18 protein-coding genes and 2 tRNA genes are annotated in these 19,928 nt (G+C 72.8%); 18 read left to right on the top strand and 2 right to left on the bottom strand.

What is annotated here, in order from left to right; all coding sequences use genetic code 11:
* Positions 1-64 precede the first annotated feature (64 nt).
* Entirely contained in the window at positions 65-613 is a 549-nt protein-coding gene (locus tag UQW22_RS18765; RefSeq protein WP_407318736.1) for a M48 family metallopeptidase, read from the top strand.
* A gap of 10 nt (positions 614-623) precedes the next feature.
* Here the strand turns inward: UQW22_RS18765 and UQW22_RS18760 are convergent, their stop codons facing one another.
* Positions 624-2,084, bottom strand: a complete 1,461-nt coding sequence (locus UQW22_RS18760) for a zinc-dependent metalloprotease (RefSeq protein WP_407318735.1) — start codon at positions 2,082-2,084, stop codon at positions 624-626.
* Positions 2,085-2,211: 127 nt separating this feature from the next.
* Between UQW22_RS18760 and UQW22_RS18755 the strand changes: the two genes are divergently transcribed.
* The 7 genes from UQW22_RS18755 to UQW22_RS18725 all read left to right on the top strand — a co-directional run bounded on the left by UQW22_RS18755 (position 2,212) and on the right by UQW22_RS18725 (position 10,479).
* Positions 2,212-3,399: a PDZ domain-containing protein gene (locus UQW22_RS18755; protein ID WP_407318733.1), complete on the top strand. Its 1,188-nt coding sequence runs from the start codon at positions 2,212-2,214 to the stop codon at positions 3,397-3,399.
* A gap of 144 nt (positions 3,400-3,543) precedes the next feature.
* Positions 3,544-6,579, top strand: coding sequence for a UPF0182 family protein (locus UQW22_RS18750; protein ID WP_407318731.1), 3,036 nt, complete (start codon positions 3,544-3,546; stop codon positions 6,577-6,579).
* Positions 6,580-6,680: 101 nt separating this feature from the next.
* Positions 6,681-6,757, top strand: a tRNA-Met gene (locus UQW22_RS18745).
* Positions 6,758-6,884: 127 nt separating this feature from the next.
* Positions 6,885-6,961: transfer RNA gene (locus tag UQW22_RS18740), tRNA-Met, on the top strand.
* Positions 6,962-7,097: 136 nt separating this feature from the next.
* On the top strand, positions 7,098-7,766 hold the full coding sequence (locus tag UQW22_RS18735; RefSeq protein WP_407318729.1) for an Atu4866 domain-containing protein: 669 nt from the start codon (positions 7,098-7,100) through the stop codon (positions 7,764-7,766).
* A 170-nt stretch (positions 7,767-7,936) separates the two neighbouring features.
* Positions 7,937-8,206, top strand: a complete 270-nt coding sequence (locus UQW22_RS18730; protein ID WP_407318727.1) for a Rho termination factor N-terminal domain-containing protein — start codon at positions 7,937-7,939, stop codon at positions 8,204-8,206.
* A 119-nt stretch (positions 8,207-8,325) separates the two neighbouring features.
* Positions 8,326-10,479, top strand: coding sequence for a hypothetical protein (locus UQW22_RS18725; protein WP_407318725.1), 2,154 nt, complete (start codon positions 8,326-8,328; stop codon positions 10,477-10,479).
* 11 nt (positions 10,480-10,490) lie between these two features.
* Here the strand turns inward: UQW22_RS18725 and UQW22_RS18720 are convergent, their stop codons facing one another.
* The gene (locus tag UQW22_RS18720; RefSeq protein WP_407318724.1) at positions 10,491-10,841 is read right to left on the bottom strand and encodes a DUF192 domain-containing protein; all 351 of its coding nucleotides are present in this window, start codon (positions 10,839-10,841) and stop codon (positions 10,491-10,493) included.
* A 153-nt stretch (positions 10,842-10,994) separates the two neighbouring features.
* Here UQW22_RS18720 and UQW22_RS18715 point away from each other — a divergent pair, with 153 nt between their 5' ends.
* From UQW22_RS18715 to UQW22_RS18670, 10 genes are all read left to right on the top strand, one after another.
* Positions 10,995-11,792 carry a hypothetical protein gene (locus UQW22_RS18715; RefSeq protein WP_407318723.1) on the top strand — a complete coding sequence of 266 codons (798 nt, stop codon included), beginning with the start codon at positions 10,995-10,997 and terminating at the stop codon, positions 11,790-11,792.
* A gap of 32 nt (positions 11,793-11,824) precedes the next feature.
* Positions 11,825-12,493, top strand: a complete 669-nt coding sequence (gene cpaB, locus UQW22_RS18710; protein ID WP_407318721.1) for a Flp pilus assembly protein CpaB — start codon at positions 11,825-11,827, stop codon at positions 12,491-12,493.
* Between the two features lie 2 nt (positions 12,494-12,495).
* Complete coding sequence (locus UQW22_RS18705) at positions 12,496-14,214, top strand: hypothetical protein (RefSeq protein WP_407318720.1); 1,719 nt, start codon at positions 12,496-12,498, stop codon at positions 14,212-14,214.
* A complete protein-coding gene (locus tag UQW22_RS18700; protein WP_407318718.1) occupies positions 14,207-14,578 on the top strand; it encodes a TadE/TadG family type IV pilus assembly protein in 372 nt (123 codons plus the stop codon). Before UQW22_RS18705 ends, UQW22_RS18700 begins: the two co-directional genes overlap by 8 nt.
* Positions 14,565-15,908, top strand: a complete 1,344-nt coding sequence (locus UQW22_RS18695) for a CpaF family protein (protein ID WP_407318716.1) — start codon at positions 14,565-14,567, stop codon at positions 15,906-15,908. The genes UQW22_RS18700 and UQW22_RS18695 overlap by 14 nt, the downstream gene beginning before the upstream one ends.
* Positions 15,905-16,825 (top strand): type II secretion system F family protein, encoded by a 921-nt coding sequence (locus UQW22_RS18690; RefSeq protein ID WP_407318714.1) that lies wholly within the window; start codon positions 15,905-15,907, stop codon positions 16,823-16,825. Before UQW22_RS18695 ends, UQW22_RS18690 begins: the two co-directional genes overlap by 4 nt.
* Position 16,826: 1 nt before the next feature.
* Entirely contained in the window at positions 16,827-17,708 is an 882-nt protein-coding gene (locus tag UQW22_RS18685) for a type II secretion system F family protein (protein ID WP_407318712.1), read from the top strand.
* Positions 17,695-18,921, top strand: a complete 1,227-nt coding sequence (locus UQW22_RS18680) for a sensor histidine kinase (RefSeq protein WP_407318710.1) — start codon at positions 17,695-17,697, stop codon at positions 18,919-18,921. The genes UQW22_RS18685 and UQW22_RS18680 overlap by 14 nt, the downstream gene beginning before the upstream one ends.
* Positions 18,921-19,598: a response regulator gene (locus UQW22_RS18675; RefSeq protein WP_407320862.1), complete on the top strand. Its 678-nt coding sequence runs from the start codon at positions 18,921-18,923 to the stop codon at positions 19,596-19,598. Before UQW22_RS18680 ends, UQW22_RS18675 begins: the two co-directional genes overlap by 1 nt.
* Before the next feature lie 66 nt (positions 19,599-19,664).
* The gene (locus tag UQW22_RS18670; protein WP_407318708.1) at positions 19,665-19,901 is read left to right on the top strand and encodes a hypothetical protein; all 237 of its coding nucleotides are present in this window, start codon (positions 19,665-19,667) and stop codon (positions 19,899-19,901) included.
* Positions 19,902-19,928 lie beyond the last annotated feature (27 nt).

Raw genomic sequence — 19,928 nt, 5'->3', positions numbered from 1 at the left:
GTGGAAGGTCGGTGCGTGTGTGTCCGGTCACACGGACTTGACGCGATCCCGGTATGGTCATGGTGTGGCCCGCGACACGTTGACGTCCGTCGAGGTCCGGCGGAGCCGTCGTCGGACTGCGACGGTCAGTGCCTACCGCGACGGCGACCGCACCGTCGTGGCCATCCCCGCGCGCTTCTCCCGGGCTCAGGAGCGCGAGTGGGTGGAGAAGATGGTCGCGCGCCTGGAGGACAAGGAACGCCGTCGTCGGCCGTCCGACGCCGAGCTCGTGGAACGGGCGCGTGAGCTGTCGGTCAGGTACCTGGACGGCCGAGCCCGTGCGACGAGCGTGCGCTGGGTGACGAACCAGGAACGCCGCTGGGGCTCCTGCACCCTCGTGGACGGCTCGATCCGGCTCTCCACCCGGTTGCAGGGCATGCCCGAGTGGGTCATCGACTACGTGCTGCTGCACGAGCTCGCGCACCTGCTGCACGCCGGCCACGGCCCGGACTTCTGGCGGCTGCTCGAGAGCTATCCGCGCACCGAGCGCGCCCGGGGGTTCCTCGAGGGTGTGGCGTTCACCAGCGACGGGTCACGGGACGACGACGCGGACTCCGGGTCCTCGGCCTCCTGAGCCACCGGACTCACTGCTCGTCCGTGCCGGTGCCCTCGGCTGGGGTCCCGCTCTGGTCCTCGCTCGAGGGCTGCGACTCCGAGAAGATCTGCGCGAGCGCCGCGTCCACGTCCGACTGCTCCTCCGCCTGCGCGGTGCGCCGGTCCGCGTAGCCCGTGGGGTCGTCCAGGTCCGTGGTGTCCGGCAGCAGGTCGGGGTGGTTCCAGACGGCGTCGCGCGCCTCCGGCCCCCCGGTGGCGAGCAGGTGGGCGAACAGGGCCGCGGCGTCGCGCGACCGGCGCGGCCGCAGCTCGAGGCCGACCAGGGACTTGAACGTGTGCTCGGCCGGTCCGCCGGCCGCCCGTCGGCGGCGGATCATCTCCCGCAGCGGCACCGAGTGCGGCAGGTGCGGCAGCGAGGCGGCGGCGGCGACCTCGGAGACCCAGCCCTCGACGAGAGCCAGCGCCGTCTCCAGGCGCAGCAGCGTCGCCTGCTGTTCCGGGGTGTTGTGCAGGCCGAAGACGTCGCCCGACAGGGCGCCGCGCAGCGACTCCGGGTCGGACATGTCGATGTCGCGGACCTGCGACTCGAGCGCGTCGAGGTCGATCGTGATCCCGCGCGCGTACTGCTCGACGAGCGCGTGCAGGTGCGACGGCAACCAGGGAACGTGCACGAAGAGCCGGGCGTGGGCGGCCTCGCGCACGGCCATGTAGAGCTGCACCTCGTCGAACGGCGAGTCCAGGCCCTCGGCGAACGCTCGCACGTTGGTGGGCACGAGCACGGTGGCCGGCTCGCTCAGCAGGGGGACGCCGACGTCCGTGGCGCCGAAGACCTCCCGGGACAGGGTGCCCGCGGCCTGGCCGACCTGCATGCCGTAGACGGCGGAGCCGAGGCTGCGCATCATCGTGGCCGGGTCGAGGTTGCTCAGGCTGCCGCCGGGGAAGACCGGCATGCCGGGCATCCCGGGCAGCTCGAGCCCCGCACCGGCGTCGTCGCCGAGCTGGTCGCCGAGGACGGTGGCCAGGGCCTCGGCCGCCGAGGACGCGACGGGGGCCACGAGCCGCTGCCAGGCGGGCAGGGTGGCCTCGACCCACTCGCTGCGGCTCCATGCGCGGGCAGGGCCCCCCGACGGCGGGAGGTCGGTCGCGGCGTCGAGCCACAGCTCGGCGACGCTCAGCGCCTCCTGCGCCGAGCGGGCCTGGGCCGCGGTGAGCGAGGGGTCGCCCTCGGCGACCGCCACCTGACGGGCGAGGTCGTGCGCCACCTCCGCGTTCACGGGTCCGTCCCCGGAGGTGAACAGGCGCTGGAGCTGGTTCATCAGGTGCTGCATCGTGGCGGGGTCCGGGGCGCCGCCGCCGAGCAGGGCGGCGGGGTCGAGGCCCTGGGACCGCATCTGGTCGAGCACCTCGTCGGTCCGGTCGCCGAAGATGCCGTGCAGGGCGTCGCGCAGGGCGCGCTCGCGCTCGTCGGGGTCGTCGGGCAGGTCGCTCATCGCAGTCCTCGGCTCCTTCCGGTACGGCGTGTGCCGCACGTTCACGGTATCCGTGTCCGACGACGGCGCGTCGGCCATCGTTCCGCCGTTCGCTCACGGCGCACGGCAGATCGGCGATGATGGTGTCGTGAGCTTCGACCGCAACCATCGACCCGCCGAGCTGTTCGGGCACGCCCCGGCGCACCCGACTCCCGGTGACCCCCGCGGCGCCGGGGACGACGGCGGGAGCCCGTGGGCCCGGCAGCCCCGGGCGGGCCGCCGGTCGGTGACGCTCGTCGTGTCGATGCTGGTGACCGCGGTCCTCGCCGCGGTGCTGATGGTGCTGCCCACGCCGTACGCCGTCCGCACGCCGGGACCGACGGAGGACACGCTCGGCGTGCAGGACCAGGGGGCCGGGCAGAGCGCCGGCGAGCTGCCGCTCATCGAGATCTCCGGTGCCGAGACGTATCCCGCGTCGGGCGAGCTCCGCCTGACGACGGTGTCCGTGTACGGCGGCCCGGGGGGCGACGTGCTCGTCGGGGACGTGCTGCGGGGCTGGACGTCGCGGGAGCGGTCCGTGCAGCCGGTCGAGCTCATCTTCCCCGAGCCGGTCACGCAGGAGGAGCAGCAGGAGCAGGGGCAGGCGCAGATGATCAGCTCCCAGGAGTCGGCGACCGTCGCGGCCCTCACCGAGCTCGGCTATGAGGTGCCCACCACGATGACCGTGGTCGCCGCCGCCGAGGGCACCGGTGCGGACGGCGTGGTCGAGCCGGACGACGTGATCGTGTCGCTGGACGGCGAACCGTTGGAGAGCTACCCCGAGCTGCTCGCGGTGCTCGACGACGTCACGCCGGGGGACGACGTCGTCCTCGGCGTCGAGCGCGACGGCGAGCCGCTGGACCTGACCATCACGACGGGCGAGGGCGACGGCCGGGCGCTGCTCGGCGTCCTCATCGACCCGGTGTACGACTTCCCGGTCGACGTGACGATCCAGATCGAGGACATCGGCGGGCCCAGCGCCGGGACCATGTTCGCCCTGGGGATCATCGACCTGATGACCCCGGAGGACGAGCTCGACGGGGCCTCGGTGGCCGGCACGGGGACCATGGACGTGGACGGCCGCGTGGGGCCCATCGGCGGCATCGGGCAGAAGATGTACGGCGCTCTGCGCGACGGTGCGCAGTGGTTCCTGGCGCCGTCGGAGAACTGCGCCGAGGTGGCCGGCAACGAGCCGGAGGGCCTCGAGGTGGTGTCCGTGAGCACGCTGTCCGAGGCGCGCGCCGCCCTGGAGGCCATCGGGGCGGGGGAGGGGGCGGACCTGCCCCGCTGCTCCTGAACCGGGATCGTGACCGCTTCGTGAGGGACCCGGTGCCCCTCTGTGCGGGAATCGTGGGAACCTGGGGAGACGCAGGAACGTTGTCCTGACGTCCCCGCGTGCCTGCACGTGTCCCGTCCCGAGCACGAATGAGGTGCCCGCACCGTGTCCTTCGCCCCACCCCGTCGACCGGACGGACCGCCACCAGCGAGGCGTCGGAGCCCGCTGCTGATCACGGTCGTCGTCCTGGCGGCCCTGGTCGCCGCCCTCATCTTCCTGGCGACCTTCTGGACCGAGGTCCTGTGGTTCACGCAGGTCGGCTACGCCAACGTCATCTGGACGCAGTGGATCGCCCGCGCCGTGCTGTTCGTGGTCGCGTTCCTCGTCATGGGCGCGGCGGTGTACAGCTCGTTCGCCGTCGGCTACCGGTCGCGACCGGTCTACGCGCCGTCGACGCCGGAGCAGGCGACGCTCGACCAGTACCGCGAGGCCGTCGAACCGCTGCGCAAGATCGTCACCTACGCCGGTCCCGTGCTCATCGGCTTCTTCGCCGGCGTGGCGGCCTCGTCGCAGTGGCGCACCGTGATGCTGGCCCTCAACGGGCAGTCGTTCGGCGAGGCAGATCCGGAGTTCGGCATCGACATCGGCTTCTACGTCTTCACGCTGCCGGTCATCCGCTTCGCGGTCAGCTTCCTCATGGCGGTCGTGGTCATCTCCGCCATCGCGGCCGTGGTGACCCACTACCTCTACGGCGGCCTGCGGATCGGTGCGCTGCCGGCCGGGATGTCGCGCACGACGACGGCGGCCCGCGTCCACCTCGCCGTCCTCGGCGCGGTGCTGATGCTGCTGATCGCGGCCAACTACTGGCTCGACCGCTACAGCATCCTGACGAACTCGAACGAGCGCTACGACGGTGCCTCCTACACGGACGTGCACGCCGTGATCCCCTCCAAGGAGATCCTCATGGGCGTGGCGGTGCTGGTGGCCGCGCTGTTCGTGGTGGCCGCGTTCCGCGACACGTGGCGGCTCCCGGCCATCGGCGTGGGTCTCATGGTCGTCTCCGCGATCGCGATCGGTGGCATCTACCCGTCGATCGTCCAGCGCTTCCAGGTGGACCCGAACGCGCAGTCGCTCGAGGCCCCGTACATCCAGCGCAACATCGACGCGACGCGCGACGCGTTCGAGATCGCCGACGTCCAGTCGCAGCCGTACGAGGCGACGACCGAGGCCACCGAGGGCCAGCTGCGTGACGACGCTGAGACGACCGCCTCGGTGCGGCTGCTCGACCCGCAGGTGGTCAGCCCGTCGTTCCGCCAGCTCCAGCAGAACAAGCAGTTCTACAACTTCACCGACAACCTGTCGGTGGACCGCTACGAGATCGACGGGGAGTCGCGCGACACGGTGATCGCGGTGCGGGAGCTGAACCTGGACGGCCTCGCGGACCGCAACTGGGTCAACGACCACACGGTGTACACGCACGGCTTCGGTGTGGTGGCCGCGTACGGCAACCAGCCGGGGCCGGACGGCCAGCCCGCGTTCTACGAGGGCGGCATCCCGACCCAGGGCGCGCTGACCGACATGTTCTCCGGCGGCTACGAGCCCCGGATCTACTTCAGCCCGGAGGCGCCGGAGTACTCCATCGTGGGCGCTCCGGAGGACGAGGAGCCCTGGGAGCTCGACTACCAGGCGGACGACGAGGGCGGACGTCAGGTGCTCACGGAGTTCCCGACGGACGAGCAGACCGCGGGCCCGGAGATCGGCACGTTCGTGGAGAAGCTGCTCTACGCCCTGAAGTTCGGCGACGAGCAGATCTTCTTCTCGGAGCGTGTGACCGAGGAGTCGCAGATCCTCTACGACCGTGACCCGCAGGAGCGCGTGGCCAAGGTCGCGCCGTGGCTCACGCTCGACAACAAGGTGTACCCCGCCGTCGTGGACGGTCGCGTCAAGTGGATCCTCGACGCGTACACGACCACCGACGCGTACCCGTACTCGACGTCCGCGCCGATGCAGGAGGCGACCACCGACTCCCTGACGCTCGCCGCCCAGGGGGTCCCGGTCGACCTGCCGCCCGAGGTCAACTACATCCGCAACTCGGTCAAGGCGACGGTCGACGCGTACGACGGCACGGTGACGCTCTACGCGTGGGACACCGAGGACCCGCTGCTGCAGGCCTGGAGCCAGGTGTTCCCCGACTCGCTCGAGCCGATCGAGGAGATCTCGGGCGACCTGATGTCGCACGTGCGCTACCCGGAGGACCTGTTCAAGGTCCAGCGCACGCTGCTCGAGCGCTACCACGTCACGGACGCGGTGGGTCTGTTCTCGGGGTCGGACGAGTGGGTGACCCCGGAGGACCCGGTCGCCACGTCCGAGGCGGCGGCGTCCAAGCAGCCGCCGTACTACCTGACGTTGCAGATGCCGGAGCAGGAGGAGTCCTCCTTCTCCCTGACGAGCACGTTCATCCCGGGCGGCAACACCGACCGGGAGATCCTGACGGGCTATCTCGCGGCCGACGCGGACGCCGGGTCGGAGGACGGTCAGGTCGCCGAGGGCTACGGCACGTTGCGCCTGCTGGAGCTGCCGCGTGACTCCACGGTGCCCGGTCCCGGGCAGGTGCAGAACAACTTCAACTCCAACCCGACCATCTCCGAACAGCTCAACATCCTGGGCCGCGGGGACTCCGTGGTGGTGCGCGGCAACCAGTTGACGCTTCCGGTCGGCGGAGGGTTGCTGTACGTGCAGCCGGTCTACATCCAGTCGGCGGAGGGGACCCAGTTCCCGCTGCTGCGTCGTGTGCTGGTGGCCTTCGGCGACCAGACGGGGTACGCGGAGACGCTGGACGACGCACTGGACCAGGTGTTCGGCGGGGACTCCGGCGCCCAGGCGGGGGACGCCGACGAGGCGGAGACGGAGGTGCCCACGGACGTCCCGACCGACGAGGTGGTGGACCCCGCGGCGGAGCCCACGGCCGAGCCGGACCCGGCCGAGACCACCGAGCCGGCCGAGCCGACCGAGGAGCCGGCGGCTCCCACCGGGGACGCGCAGGCTCGCCTCAACGCCGCGTTGGCCGACGCCAACCAGGCGCTCACGGACAGCCAGGAGGCGCTGCAGAACGGCGACTGGACTGCCTACGGCGAGGCGCAGGAGCGGCTCCAGACGGCGCTGGAGCAGGCGCTCGCCGCCGAGGGAGAGCGCGAGGGCTGACGACCCCGTCGGGCGGATGGGACGCCGTTGTGACGTGCGTCCCATCCGCCCGGATCGGTTGGACTTCGACCGAATCCATGACGTAATGTTGCAGACATCGCCGCGGGGTGGAGCAGTTCGGTAGCTCGCTGGGCTCATAACCCAGAGGTCGCAGGTTCAAATCCTGCCCCCGCTACCACGGAGAACCGCGCAGGTGGTTCTCGTCGAAAGGCCCTCGGGATTCCCGGGGGCCTTTCGCTGTGTCCGGCGTCTCCTCCGCCGGTTGGCGTCGAGAGCGGCGCATGCCGTAGTGTTCACCAGGTCGCCGCGGGGTGGAGCAGTTCGGTAGCTCGCTGGGCTCATAACCCAGAGGTCGCAGGTTCAAATCCTGCCCCCGCTACCACGGAGAACCGCGCAGGTGGTTCTCGTCGAGAGGCCCTCGGGATTCCCGGGGGCCTCTCGACGTCTACCGGGGGTGTGCTGCTCCCAGGGTGCGGCCCGGCCTGCCGGTGTCCGCTGCGGCGCGCGAGAGTGGCGGCATGACGCTGAACCCCAGCAAGACTCGCCTCCCCGCTCCACCGACCTCCCGGACCGTCGTCGTCGCCGGGGCGCGGGTGTGGCAGACCTCGCGGGCACCCGTCGTCGGCGACCTGTCCGTGGCCGGTGACCGTCTGGCGCCCGGCCCGGCCGCGCCCGACGCCGAGGTGGTCCGCGCCGGCGGCGCCGACGCCGTCCCCCTGTTCGTCGACAGCGCCGTGGCGCAGCTCCCGCCGGCGCGGCGCGGTGACGACGACCTGCGACCCGGCAACGCCGCGACCTTCGCCGTCGTGCGGCGGCCCGTCCGCCCGGCCGAGATCCGCCGCATGCTGATCGTCGACCCGTCCGACCTGCTGGGCGTCTGGGTCGCGGGAGAGATCGAGGTGTGGGACGGCCGGCCGACCCGGCCGGCGGGACGGGACGTCGGCGACCCGACGGCCCGGGAGACGTGGGTGGCGACCTGGGACGACCCCCGCCGCGACATGCAGCAGCACCTGGGACCGGACGGCCGCTACTCCGAGACGCGCGGCGGCCGCGCCGACGCGTACACGGGGCGCTACTGGGTCCGGGGGGACCGCATCACGTACCTGGACGACTCCGGGTTCTGGGCGTTCGGTCAGCTGCTGGACGGGGTGCTGCACCACGCCGGGTACGTGATGACCCGCCGTTGAGGTACCGGCACGGAGCGCGGCCGGCGGCCGCGCTCTCCGCGGCGTTGGCCCTGGAGGTCGAAGCTCTGAGCCCCGCGGGCTCGGGATGCGACGGCCGCGAGCCTGGGGTGACCATGATGACGAGGTGCCGTCGTCGGACGGCCGACCACCGATGTGAAGGGAGCCATCCGATGCCGCAGCGAGACCCCGGCCCCAGCGTCAAGGACGACGAGCTCTACGAGAAGCTCCGCGACGAGGGCAACAGCAAGGAGAAGGCGGCGCGCATCGCCAACGCGTCGGCGAACCAGGGACGGAGCGAGGTGGGTTCCCGGGGCGGCAGCTCCGGGTCCTACGAGGACTGGACGGTCGACGACCTGCACGGGCGTGCCGCGGAGATCGGGATCGAGGGCCGCTCGACCATGAACAAGGACGAGCTGATCGAGGCGCTGCGCTCGCACTGAGCCCTCGCGCCGAACCGTGAGACCGCCGCTCCTGGGTCCGAGGACCCAGGAGCGGCTGGGCGTCAAGATGGGCCGCCGGGCCGTCGTCGTCGGCATCGCCGCTGCCTACGTTGGGAGGCATGACCCGTGCCGCCCGCGAGACCCTGCGTCGCGCCCCCGCGGCGGGATGCCTGCGCCGGCGGCCGACCGGAGAGGCGGGTCAGGCGCTGCCGGAGTACGTCGCCGTGCTCGGTCTGGTGCTGCTCGTGTCGGTCCTCGTGCTCGCGGCGGCGTCGCCCGTCGGGGCGGACGTCTCGCGGCAGCTGCTCTGTGCCGTCGACCCGATCGTCAAGGAGCAGGGCGACACCGGGTGCGAGGGCGACGAGAGGCCTGGCGAGGACGAGGAAGGACCGGACGAGGACGGCGGAGAGGGCGACGGGTACAGCCCGCCGACGGGCAGCTGTGAGGACGACACCACCTTCCAGATGGTCGAGAAGGACGACTCGCAGTGGGACACCGCCGTCGTGCAGATCGACTGCGAGTGGTACCCGGGCCCGACGATCTGCTTCTCCGCGCACATGCCGTCGGGGCACCTGGACCGTGACCGGGACGACCGGGTGTACCGGGAGCACGAGATCCAGGACTTCGTCGACTGCGTGCTCGACGGCCGCGGCGACCCGAGCGACGACCCGGACGACCCGAGCTGCGTCAACACGATGCCGACGAGCGGTCAGATCGACGCCGACGCGCCCCCGAACGTCCAGGTGGGATGTCGGGACTGGCCCGTGCCCAAGGGGTGCGAGGGGGAGTGGGACCGCTATGTGGACGCCGCGGCCGGCAAGGAACGCGCGGCCAGGTCGGGAGAGCTGGCCAATTGCATTACCGAGCGGTACACCACGATGGAGCTGCCCTGCGTGGTGGAGGCCACCGGGCACGTCGACGAGACGAAGATGCAGTTCCTGTTCTTCCGGTTCGGCGAGAACGACGGCACCCTCATCGAGAAGCTCGGTGACGGCCGCGTCCGGGTCCACATACTCAAGGGCGTCGAGGTGGGCGCCGGGGCCAGCGGCAGCGACGTGGGTGGTACCCCCGTGGCCTTCGACATCGCTGGCATCACCGGGTACTCCGAGGACTACACCTACGAGTTCACCGACATGGACGACGCGCAGCGGTGGATCGACTGGTACAAGCGGTACTCGATGACCACCGAGCTGGTGCAGGTCGGCGCGAAGCCGAACTGCCCCATGCCGGGCCGCGGCGTCTGCATTCCGCAGCCCGACCACTTCCCGGACGTGGGCGACGTCCAGGAGCTGATGGACGAGGAACCGGAGCACCATGTGCTCGCCGACGCGACCAGCGACATCAAGAAGGTGAAGCTCAAGGGCGGGCTGAAGCACGGCGCCGGGGTCGGTCAGTTCGAGCTGAAGGGCACCGTCGAGGGCGGCTACGAGGGTGAGGTCCAGGTCGAGGACCGCGCGTGGTCGGACGGCAGTCGGAGCGCGACCTACACGTCTGCGGACATCGGCGGGTTCCTCATCGGTGCCGAGCTCGGTGGGAAGAAGCCGTTCACCAAGGACAAGAAGAACGGCAACACCGACGGCAAGGGCAAGGGCAAGGGGCAGGTCGGCAAGGAGTGGAAGGGCACGACCAGCACCTCGGTGTACTGGGACAAGGAGGGCGAGCTCTCCAAGCTGGTGATCGCGATGGACGAGCAGGTGATGTCGACCCTCTACAAGGCGGGCATCGACCTCGAGGTGGTCCTGCCCTACGGCTTCAAGGCGGGCGGGGGCTACAAGGCGCAGGAGGAGGACGGGAAGATCTCCAAGGTCGAGATGATCATCGACTTCAACCAGTATCCCGAACTGCGTGACGAGCTCGGGCCCGTGATCGACGAGGTCTTCCCGCGCCACGACGACGGCACGCTGAAGAAGGGCGACGTCGAGATCGCCGGCAACGACGAGGACGGGGGGACGCTCTACGACGCCGCCGCGGAGTACGCGAACGTGCGTGAGCTCGAGTACGACGCGAGCAGGGTCACCGAGGGTGGCGAGACCGGCCTCAAGTGGCAGGGTCTCGACCTGTTCAAGGTCGAGTGGAACTCGATCGACGACGAACGGACGCTCAAGGAGTCGTCGTTCGAGGTGACGGACGTCGCGGGCGGCAAGCAGAAGGTCTCGCCGGCCCCGCAGTGCCGGGCGAAGGCGTTCGACACGCCCGACGACTACTACACCGACGAGTTCTCGGCGCCGCCGACCCCGATCTTCCGCGGCGGCCAGAGCTACGACAACCCGTGAGCCGCGACTCGCTACCGGGTCTGCAGCGCCAGGTGGCTGCCCGGCCGGAGCCCCCAGCGCTCGAAGCTCCCGACGGGCGCCTCGAGGATCTGCACCACCCCTGGGCGCGGCACCGTCGCGCGCCACGGGCGCAGCACCCGGACGTCCCGCACGCTCATGCCCCTGGTGAGCAGCGCGACGTCGAGGGATGTGCGCATCCACGCCCCGTGGACCGACGAGCACGGCCGCAGGAGCAGTCCTTCCGGGAGCTCACGGCGGAACAGCAGGCCACGGGCTCGGCTGAGCACGGTGTCGGCGACGACGACCTCGGCCACCGGCCGGCCGTCCACGAGGAGTCGGGCGGTGCGGCTGCTGAACGTCATGGCACCAGCGTCTGGTACCGACATGAACAGAGGACCAACTTTGAGCCGATTTGTCCGTAAATCACTTGTCTGCCCGTTTGCGGTGCGAGCATCGTCATGGCTGAGCCGGATCCCGTCCTGCCAGGCACTCTCGTCGAAGGGAACGCTGTGCACGTGATCGCGATCGGCGCGCCGGAAGGTGTGCACCCGGCCGTCCGGAGGACGGCACCGGACCTGGCCGACGTCGCGACGACGGCCGCCGCGATGCTGGCCGACGACGTCGTTCTCGTCACGCGCGACGAGGAGTCCCGCAAGGTGGCCCGGTCCGCGCGCCTGGTGCTCGGCCCGGAGCACGTCGGCCTGCTGCACGTCACCGCCCCGGTCACCGCCTGGGCGGTGGTGCTCTCGGGCCTCGCCTCGGGCGACCTGCCGGCGTCGAGCGCGTCCGCGGTGTCCGAGGCCGTGCTCGCGCGGACGACGACACGGGTCCTGCTGTCCAGCGTCGCCTCGCTCGACCGACCTGCGCCCACGCTGCGCCAGCACCTGGGCAGCTACCTGCCGCGCACGGCGTTCGTGGTCGACCCGGATCGCGGCACGGTGGGCCGGTTCAGCGGACGCCTGGGCATACCCGACGGCGGCGACCTGCTCGTCGTCGCCCGCTCCGGGAGAGCGGTGGTCCGGGGCGCCGAGAGCGAACTGCTCCCGCGCGAGCCCGACGTCGACCTGGGTGTCCCGGCGACCTCGTGGCGTGCAGCCCGGTGGATGGAGGTGTCGACGCTCGACGGCGCGGTGTGCGACGTCGCCGCGGGAGCGCTCTCAGCCCGGCCCGAGGTGTGCGACGCCTGCGGGCGCGACGCCTCGGTGACCTGCGTCTTCTGCCAGGTCGCCGACCGGCGGGCACGCCCGCAGGCCCCCGGGCGGACGACGCCCGTGGGGCCCGTGCCCGCCGAGCTCGAGGGAGCGGTCCGTTGAACCCCCGCCGACGACGGGGAACGTTCTTCCTCGTGATCACCTCGGTCCTCGCCGTGGCCGTGTTCACCGGAGTCATGCTGTACGTGGGCAGCATCAGCACGCAGGTGGGACCCACCACCACGACGCTCCGGCTCACCCGGTCGGTGGAGGCCATGGAGCGGATCGACGCGTCGATGGTCGCCGAGGTGGAGGTGCCCGAGCGCTGGATCCCCGAGACCGCCGTGCGCGAGCTGGACGAGGTCGAGGGTCTCGTCGCCGCCACGGCCTACGAGGGAGGCTCGGTGCTGCAGAGCGGCATGCTGATCACCCGGCCGGGGGTCCAGCCCGGGTTCCGGGAGGTGGCGATCATCGTCGACGCCGAGACCGGGGTGGCCGGCAAGGTGGAACCCGGCGACCACGTCGACATCATCGCCACGACCGGAGGTGACGGCGACAGCGAGCCCGTCTCCCGCGTGTGGGTGTCCAACGCTCTGGTGCTGGACGTCGGCCTGCCCCGGTCGGTGGAGGACCCGGTCGACCTGTCCACGAGCAGCGGGCTGCCGGTGACCTTCGCCCTGAGCACCGAGGACGCGCTGACCGTGGCGTACGTCGAGTCCTTCTCGGTCAAGATGCGCCTGGCGCTCCGCGGCACGGGGGACGACGAGGAGCTGCCGCCCGACGAGACCGTGTTCGACGGCACGACCGCTGAGGAGCAGGACTGATCATGGCGACCAAGGTGCTGCTCGCGACGCCGTCCTCCGAGGTGCGGGACCACCTGGGCCACGTGCTCGCCGAGTCGGACGGCTTCGAGCTGGCCGCGGCGGTCCCGGACGGGGTGGCCGTGCTGACCGCGCTCGACCGCGACCCCGAGATCGGGGTCGTCGTGGTCGACGAGGTCGCCGACGACGGGCGCGGGCACGACGTGGCGCGGACGGTCGGCCTGGCTGCTCCGCTGACCGGGCTGGTGATGCTCGTGGACGCCCGGGACCCGGAGGACCTGAGCCGGGCCATGGCCGCCGCCATGGAGGTGGGCGCCCGGTCGGTGCTGACACGTCACGCAGGGCTCGAGGAGGTCCTGGGCCGCCTCGAGGCGGTGGCGGCGTGGTCGGCCACCACCCGGGCCGCGATCGCCGCCGAGCGCCACGGAGGTCGTGGCGGCCAGGTCGTGGCGGTGGCCGGCGCCAAGGGGGGCGTCGGCGCGTCGGTGCTGGCCCTGCTGCTGGCGCGGGTCGGACGCACCGGCGACACCACGCTCGTCGACCTCGACCTCGGCGCCGGCGACCTCTCGGCGTTCACCGGCGTGCGCACCCGGCGCTCGGTCGTGGACCTCGCGGCGGTGGAGGGTGAGGTCACCGGCCGCATGCTCCGCGAGACCACGTACGAGGTGCCCGGCGGCCTCCGGCTGCTGCCCGCGCCGGACACGGGCGAGCGTGGCGAGGAGATGACGTCGGCGACGGCGCGCTCCGTCGTGAGCGCGCTGCGCTGGGAGTGCGATCTCGCGGTGCTCGACGTCGGCAGCCACCTGGACGACCCGCGGGCGACCGCGCTGGAGTTCGCCGACCGCGTGCTGCTGGTCACGACCCCCGACCTGCCGTCCCTGCGTGCCGCGCGTCGCACCCTCGCGCAGTGGGAGCGGCTGGCGGTCCGGCGCCCGTCCGCCGTCGAGCTGGTGCTGAACCGCCGGACGTCGCGGGACGAGGTGACCCCGGCGCTCGTGGAGCGCATCGTCGAGCGGCCGGTGGCGTTCACCGTGCCGGACGGCGGCCGGGCCTTCTCCGAGGCGGTGAACACGGCGACCCTGCTGGAGGCCCCCACGCCCGTCCACGCCGCGGTCGCGGAGCTCGGTGCGGCGGCGCTCCGGCCCGTCGAGGCGCCGCTGCACCCGGACGTGCCGCAGGGCTCGGAGGTCGAGGCCCTGGTGGCGGACCGGGCCCGTCCGCCGCGCCGCCGTCGGCGAGCACCTGGACGCCGGCGCGACCGCCGCGCCGACCGCCGCGCCGACCGCCGCCCAAACCGCGGCGCCACCGACGGCACCGACCACCGTGACGACGGTGCCGACGATCGTGAGGCGGGCCAGGCCACGGTCGAGCTGCCCGTGGTGATCGTCCTGGCGCTGACCGTCGTCCTGCTGTGCGTGCAGGGCATCGGTTGGGCGTCGGGGCTGCTGGCGGCACGTGCGGCGGCCCAGGAGGGTGCCCGCACCGTCGACGTCCTCGAGTACGCCGGGTCGGACGACGCCCGGCGTGCGGCCGTGGCCGACCAGGTCCGCGACGACGTGCGCGACCGGCTGCCCGACGGCCTGCGCGAGACCGTCACCGATGCCGACATCGAGGTGACCGCCGAGGCCGTGACCGTCCGGGTGACCGTCTCGACGCTCGTGCCCGGCGTGGACCTCTCCGCGTCGTCGTCGGCCGCCGTCTACCAGGAGGGCCGCCGTGCCTGAGGAACGTCGCGACGAGCGCGGGCAGGCCACGGTCGAGCTCGTGGGGCTGGTGGTCGCGGTGCTGACCGTGGGACTGCTGGCCGTGCAGGGGATCACCGTCGCCCAGTCGGCCTCGATCGCGCAGGAGGCGGCGCGCCACGGTGCCCGGGCGCTGAGCCAGGGCCACGACTGGCGCGCGGAGGTCGACCGGGCGGTGCCCGACGGGATCGACGTGACGCGGGCCGAGGCGACCCTCGACGACGACGCCGCCCGGGTCCGGGTGACCGTCTCCGTCCCCCTGGGCCTGGCCGGCGCCCCGGTCGTCGACGTCACCCTCGACCGGGAAGCGGTCTTCGCGGTGGGGGACCGGCATGGCGCTGCGTGACCGGCTGGCGGCCGAAGCCCGCCAGCACGACGACCACGACCTGACCACGACGTACCGCGAGCGGCTGCTCGAGGAGGTCGACGTCGACGACCTGGCGCGCCTCTCGCCGGCGCAGCGGCGGGTGCGGATCGAACGGGTCCTGTCGCGCATCCTGTCCGTCGACGGGCCGGTGCTGTCCGCCCGTGAGCGCGGTGCGCTCGTACAGCGCATCGCCGACGACGCGCTCGGGCTGGGCGTGCTGGAGCCGCTCCTCGCGGACGAGTCCGTCACCGAGATCATGGTCAACGGTCCCCGCGACGTGTTCGTGGAGAGGTACGGCCGGGTGGAGCGCGTGCCCGCCCGGTTCGCGTCGGCGGACCAGCTGTACCAGACCATCGACCGCATCGTGTCGCGGGTGAACCGTCGCGTCGACGAGTCCTCGCCGATGGTGGACGCGCGGCTGCCGGGCGGCGAGCGGGTGAACGTGATCATCCCCCCGCTGGCCCTCGACGGTCCGACCCTGACGATCCGGCGGTTCCCGACGCCGTTCCGGATGGGCGAGCTTGTCGACCGGGGCACCCTGGACCAGGGGACCGCGGGTCTGCTGGCCGCGTGCGTCCGTGCGCGGCTGAACATCGTGGTGTCCGGGGGCACGGGGTCGGGCAAGACGACCTTCCTCAACGCGCTGTCGGGGATGATCCCCGAGCACGAGCGGATCGTCACGATCGAGGACGCCGCCGAGCTGTCGCTGCAGCAGGGGCACGTGGTGCGGCTCGAGTCGCGGCCGGCGAACGTCGAGGGCCGCGGTGCCGTGGAGATCCGCGACCTGGTGCGCAACGCGCTGCGCATGCGCCCCGACCGGATCATCGTGGGCGAGGTCCGTGGCGGGGAGACCCTGGACATGCTCCAGGCGATGAACACCGGGCACGACGGCTCGGTCGCCACGGTGCACGCGAACACGGCCCGCGACGCGCTGGGCCGCCTGGAGACGCTCGCCTCCATGAGCGAGCTCGAGCTGCCCGTGGCCACGCTGCGCGACCAGATCAACTCGGCGCTGGACCTCGTGGTGCACCTGGAGCGGGCGCCGGACGGGTCCCGGCGGGTGACGGAGGTCCAGGCCGTCACCTCGCACGGACGCGAGGAGTACCGGCTGACGCCGCTGATGCGCTTCGTCCCGGACCCGGTCGGACCGGACCGCGCGGTGGGCGGCCGCTTCGTCCCGGCGCCGGCGCCGGCGCCGCTGGTGGAGCGGTTGCGCCGCGCCGGCGAGTCGCTGCCGCCGGTCGAGCACGCCGACGCGCCGCCCGCGCCCGGTGATGCGCCCGCGCCCGGGGACGGTGTCGTGCGATGACGGTGCTGCTCATCGCCGTCGGCCTGTTCCTGACCCTGGTGGCCGCAGCGGCGGCGGTGGCGACCCTGGTGGACGACGCGGAGGTCGAGCGGCGGATCCTGGAGTCCGCGGACCTGCACCGGCCGGCCGGAGGATCCGTGACCGCGCGGTTCGACGAGCGGCTGGCGCGGACCCGCCGCGGCCAGGCACTCGTGGCGCTGCTGTCCGGCGCCGGCCTGTCGTGGTCGCCGTCGCTGTTCCTCGCGGGCTCGGGAACCGGTGCCGTCCTGGCCGGCGCGCTCGTGCTGCCGGTGGCCGGCTGGGTGACGGCCGTGCTGACGGTGCTCCTCGTCGTCGTGGGCGTGCGGCGGTGGCTGGACCGGCGGCGCAAGCAGCGGGTGGACCGGTTCGTCGCCCAGCTGCCCGAGCTGGCCCGCCTGCTGGCCAACGGCGCGTCCGCCGGGCTGGCGGTGCGCCGTTCGCTCGAGATGGCGGCCGCCGAGATGGACGAGCCGGCGGCGTCGGAGATCGCACTGGTCGGGGCCGAGCTGTCGGTCGGGCGTGCGCTGCCGGACGCGCTCGGGGGACTGACGGTGCGGCTGCCGTCCCGGGAGCTGTCCGTGCTCGTCCAGACGCTGACCATCCAGGGGCGGTCCGGCGGCGAGCTCGTCACCGCGCTGTCGGGGATCGGGCACGCCCTGGAGGAGCGGCGCCGGCTGCGGCGCGAGGTCGTCACGGCGACCATGGGCGCCCAGTTCTCCGGGTACACGGTGATCTTCCTCGCGTTCGCCGCGGTGGCGCTCATGAATGTGTTCAGCCCCGGCGTGGTGGACCGCATGATCACCAACCTGGTGGGACAGGTGGTGCTGCTGGTCGCCGGCGGGCTGTTTCTGGTCGGGTACGTGGTGGTGCGGCGCGTGGCGAAGGTGGAGGTGTGAAGTGCCGGAGCTGGTGATCGCGTCGGTGGCCGCGCTCGCGGCGGTGCTCGGCATGGCCGGGCTGCGCCTGCTGACCAGCACGGGTCTGGAGGCGGTGGAGGCCGAGTACGTCCCCGACGCCGAGCCGAGGCAGCGCGGGTTCGTCGCCGTGCTCGACCGGCTCGGTGCGCCGCTGGTACCCCTCGCGGTGCGGCTGCACGGCCGCCCCCGGCTGCAGCGGCTGGACGCCGCGATCCGTCGCGCGGGTCGGCCCGAGGGCGTGACCATGACGATGTTCGTGCGGCGTGAGGCGGCTCTGACGCTGCTCGGGCTCCTCGGCGGGCTGCTGCTCGCCGTCGAGGGCCAGTGGATGCTCGGCGCGGCACTCGCGCTGGCCCTGAACGTCTGGATGCGCCTGTGGCTGTCGGGCGCGGCGGCCAGGAGACGTCAGCAGATCGACGCGGAGCTGCCGGACTTCCTGGACGTGCTCAGCGTCACCGTGACCGCGGGCCTCGGGTTCCGTCAGGCGCTGGAGCGGGTCTGCGAGCTCCACGGGGGTGCGTTGGCCTCGGAGATGCGCACCGCGCTGCGGGAGATGAGCGTCGGGGTCTCCCGCCGGCAGACGTTCGTCGCGCTCCGGGAGCGCAACCGCTCGGCCGCGGTGGGCACGTTCGTGACGGCGCTGCTGCAGGCCGAGGAGCTGGGCGTGCCGCTGGCGGACGCGCTCAACAGCATCGCGGCGGACGTGCGGCGCGAGCACGCCGAGACCGTGCGGCAGCGCGCGGCCCGCGCGGCGCCGCTGGTGTCCCTGGCGGTCACGGTGACCATCCTGCCCGGCGCGCTGATCCTCATCGTGGCGGCGGTCCTCGTGGCGAACGCGGGAGTCCTCGGTGGGATTTTCTGAGCACCTCAGCCCCCGTGAGGCGATGGACGCCATGAGCCGGCGGGCGGTCGGGGGCACGATGCGGCTGCTGTGCCAGGTGCGGCTGGCGGTGCTCGCCTTCGCGCTGGTGCTGGCGCTGCTCAGGGGCGAGGGCTGGCTCGGCGTCCTCCTCGTCGTCCTCGCCGCCCCGTTCTCGCTGGTGCCTGCGGTGCGCTGGGACACGCGCGGGAAGGTCTACGCCCGCAACGGCATCCTCCTGGCGGCCGACGTGGTCGTCACGCTCGTGGCGCTCCTGCCGCTGGCCGGGTCGCCGTTGCTGACCGTCTACGCCGCGGCGACCGCCGCGATGTGGGGCCTCCTCGCCGGTCTGCGGCTGGCCGTGGTCATGGCGCTGCCGCTCTGCCTGTACCAGCTCACGCTGTACGACGACGGGTGGCGCGGGCTGGTGACGGGGCTCGCCGGGGCGGCCCTCACGGTCGGCATGGCCTGGACGGGGACCGGTCTGGGCCGGCGGCTGCGGCACCAGGCGCTGCTGTCCGCCGAGCTCGCGTCGGTGCGGGAGGAGGCCGCCGCGCTGGCGGAGCGGCTGCGGCTGGCACGGGACCTGCACGACACCGTGGCGGGCGACCTCGCCGGGCTCACCCTGGCGGCCCGCGGGCTCGCCGACCGCCTCGACCGGCACGGCGGCGTCCCGGGCGACTGCGCCGGAGCCGCCCGGGAGCTGAGCGACGCCGTCGCGGTCGCGCACCGGCAGACCCGCAGGGCGCTGGGTGACCTGCGCGACGAGCCGGACGGCGTCGCCGGACCGGTGGGCGAGGCGGTCCGGCGCTGGACGACCCGCACCGGGATCCCGGTCCGGGTGCAGATCGACGAGGAGGTGGACGCGGTGACAGGTCCGGGTCGGGCACGACATCTGCGGGCGATGGTGGCCGAGCTGCTGGAGAACGTGCGCAAGCATGCGCACGCCTCCAGGGTGCAGCTGAGGATCACGACCGACGGTCGGGTGGTCGAGGTGCTGGTCGACGACGACGGGTCCGGTCTGCCGGCCCGGCTGCCGGAGGTCGAGCGCTACGGCATCCGCGGTGTCCGTGAGCGTGCGGTGCTGTGCGACGGCGACGCCGTGTGGACGTCCGGGTCGGCCGGGGGGACGGCGGTGCGGGTCGTGCTGCCGGCCGAGCCGCCGACCGGCGCGTGGAGCTCGCCGCGGCCCGTCCGCACGGTGGCGACGGCGTGATGCGGGTCCTGGCCGTGGACGACAACCCGATCGTCCGGATGGGTCTGCGCACGCTGCTGGACGGCACCGACGGCGTGTCGGTGGTCGACACCGACGACCCGGAGGAGGCGGTGGCCCGCACCCGCGGCGGTGAGGTCGACGTCGTGCTGCTGGACGTGCGGATGCCGCGGGTCAGCGGGCTCGATCTGCTCCCGCGGCTCTCCGGCGCACCCGTGGTGATGCTGACGCACCTGGACGATCCGTCGACGGCGTCCCGCTCCCTCGCCGCGGGCGCTGCCGGGTATCTGGTGCACGGGTCACTGGAACCGGCCGCGCTGGTCGAGGCGATCCGGCTGTGCCGGCACGGGAGCCAGGTCGTCGCCGGCGTCGGGGCGGTGGTGCCCCCGCGGCCCGCCCCTTCGGTGCGCAGCCTGCTGTCGCGACGCGAGGCCGAGGTCATGGACCAGGTCGCCGCGGGGCTGTCGAACGCGGAGGTCGCCGGGCACCTGTACATCTCGCCGAAGACGGTGAAGAACCACGTCAACAGCCTGTTCGCCAAGCTGGGCGTCACCACGCGCAGCCAGGCGATCGTGCGCTGGATCCAGGAGGGCACGCCCGCCGGTGGGACCGAGGGCCCAGGCGGGACGGGCCCGACGTTGGGGCCGGGCGCCCTGGGGGCGCCGGCCGGGCGTCCGTAGCGTGCAGACGTGGCCACGGGACGGCGTCCCGGAGCAGGTCACCGGACACCCACGGAGGAGGACCTCATGAACAAGCTGACCAGGAAGGTCGTCGGCGCCCAGCTGGCGCTGCAGGCGTTCGCCGAGCGGACCGTACGTCGTGCCGAGGACGAGAGCGGGCAGGGCACCGTCGAGTACGTCGGCGCCGTGCTGCTGGTCGTGGCGATCGTCGGCATCGTCATCGCCGCGAACGAAGAGGTGGGCGAGGCCATCGTCACGCAGCTCACGGACGCGGTGGGCGACCTCAGCGGCGCCGGCGGCTGATCGCCACCGTCGAGCACTGAGGTGACG

The organism is Isoptericola halotolerans, from assembly GCF_045689585.1.
GTDB classification, from domain to species: Bacteria; Actinomycetota; Actinomycetes; order Actinomycetales; family Cellulomonadaceae; genus Isoptericola; species Isoptericola halotolerans_B.
The sequence above is the reverse complement of the archived record's forward strand: the minus strand, read 5'-3'. Positions and strand labels throughout refer to the sequence as shown.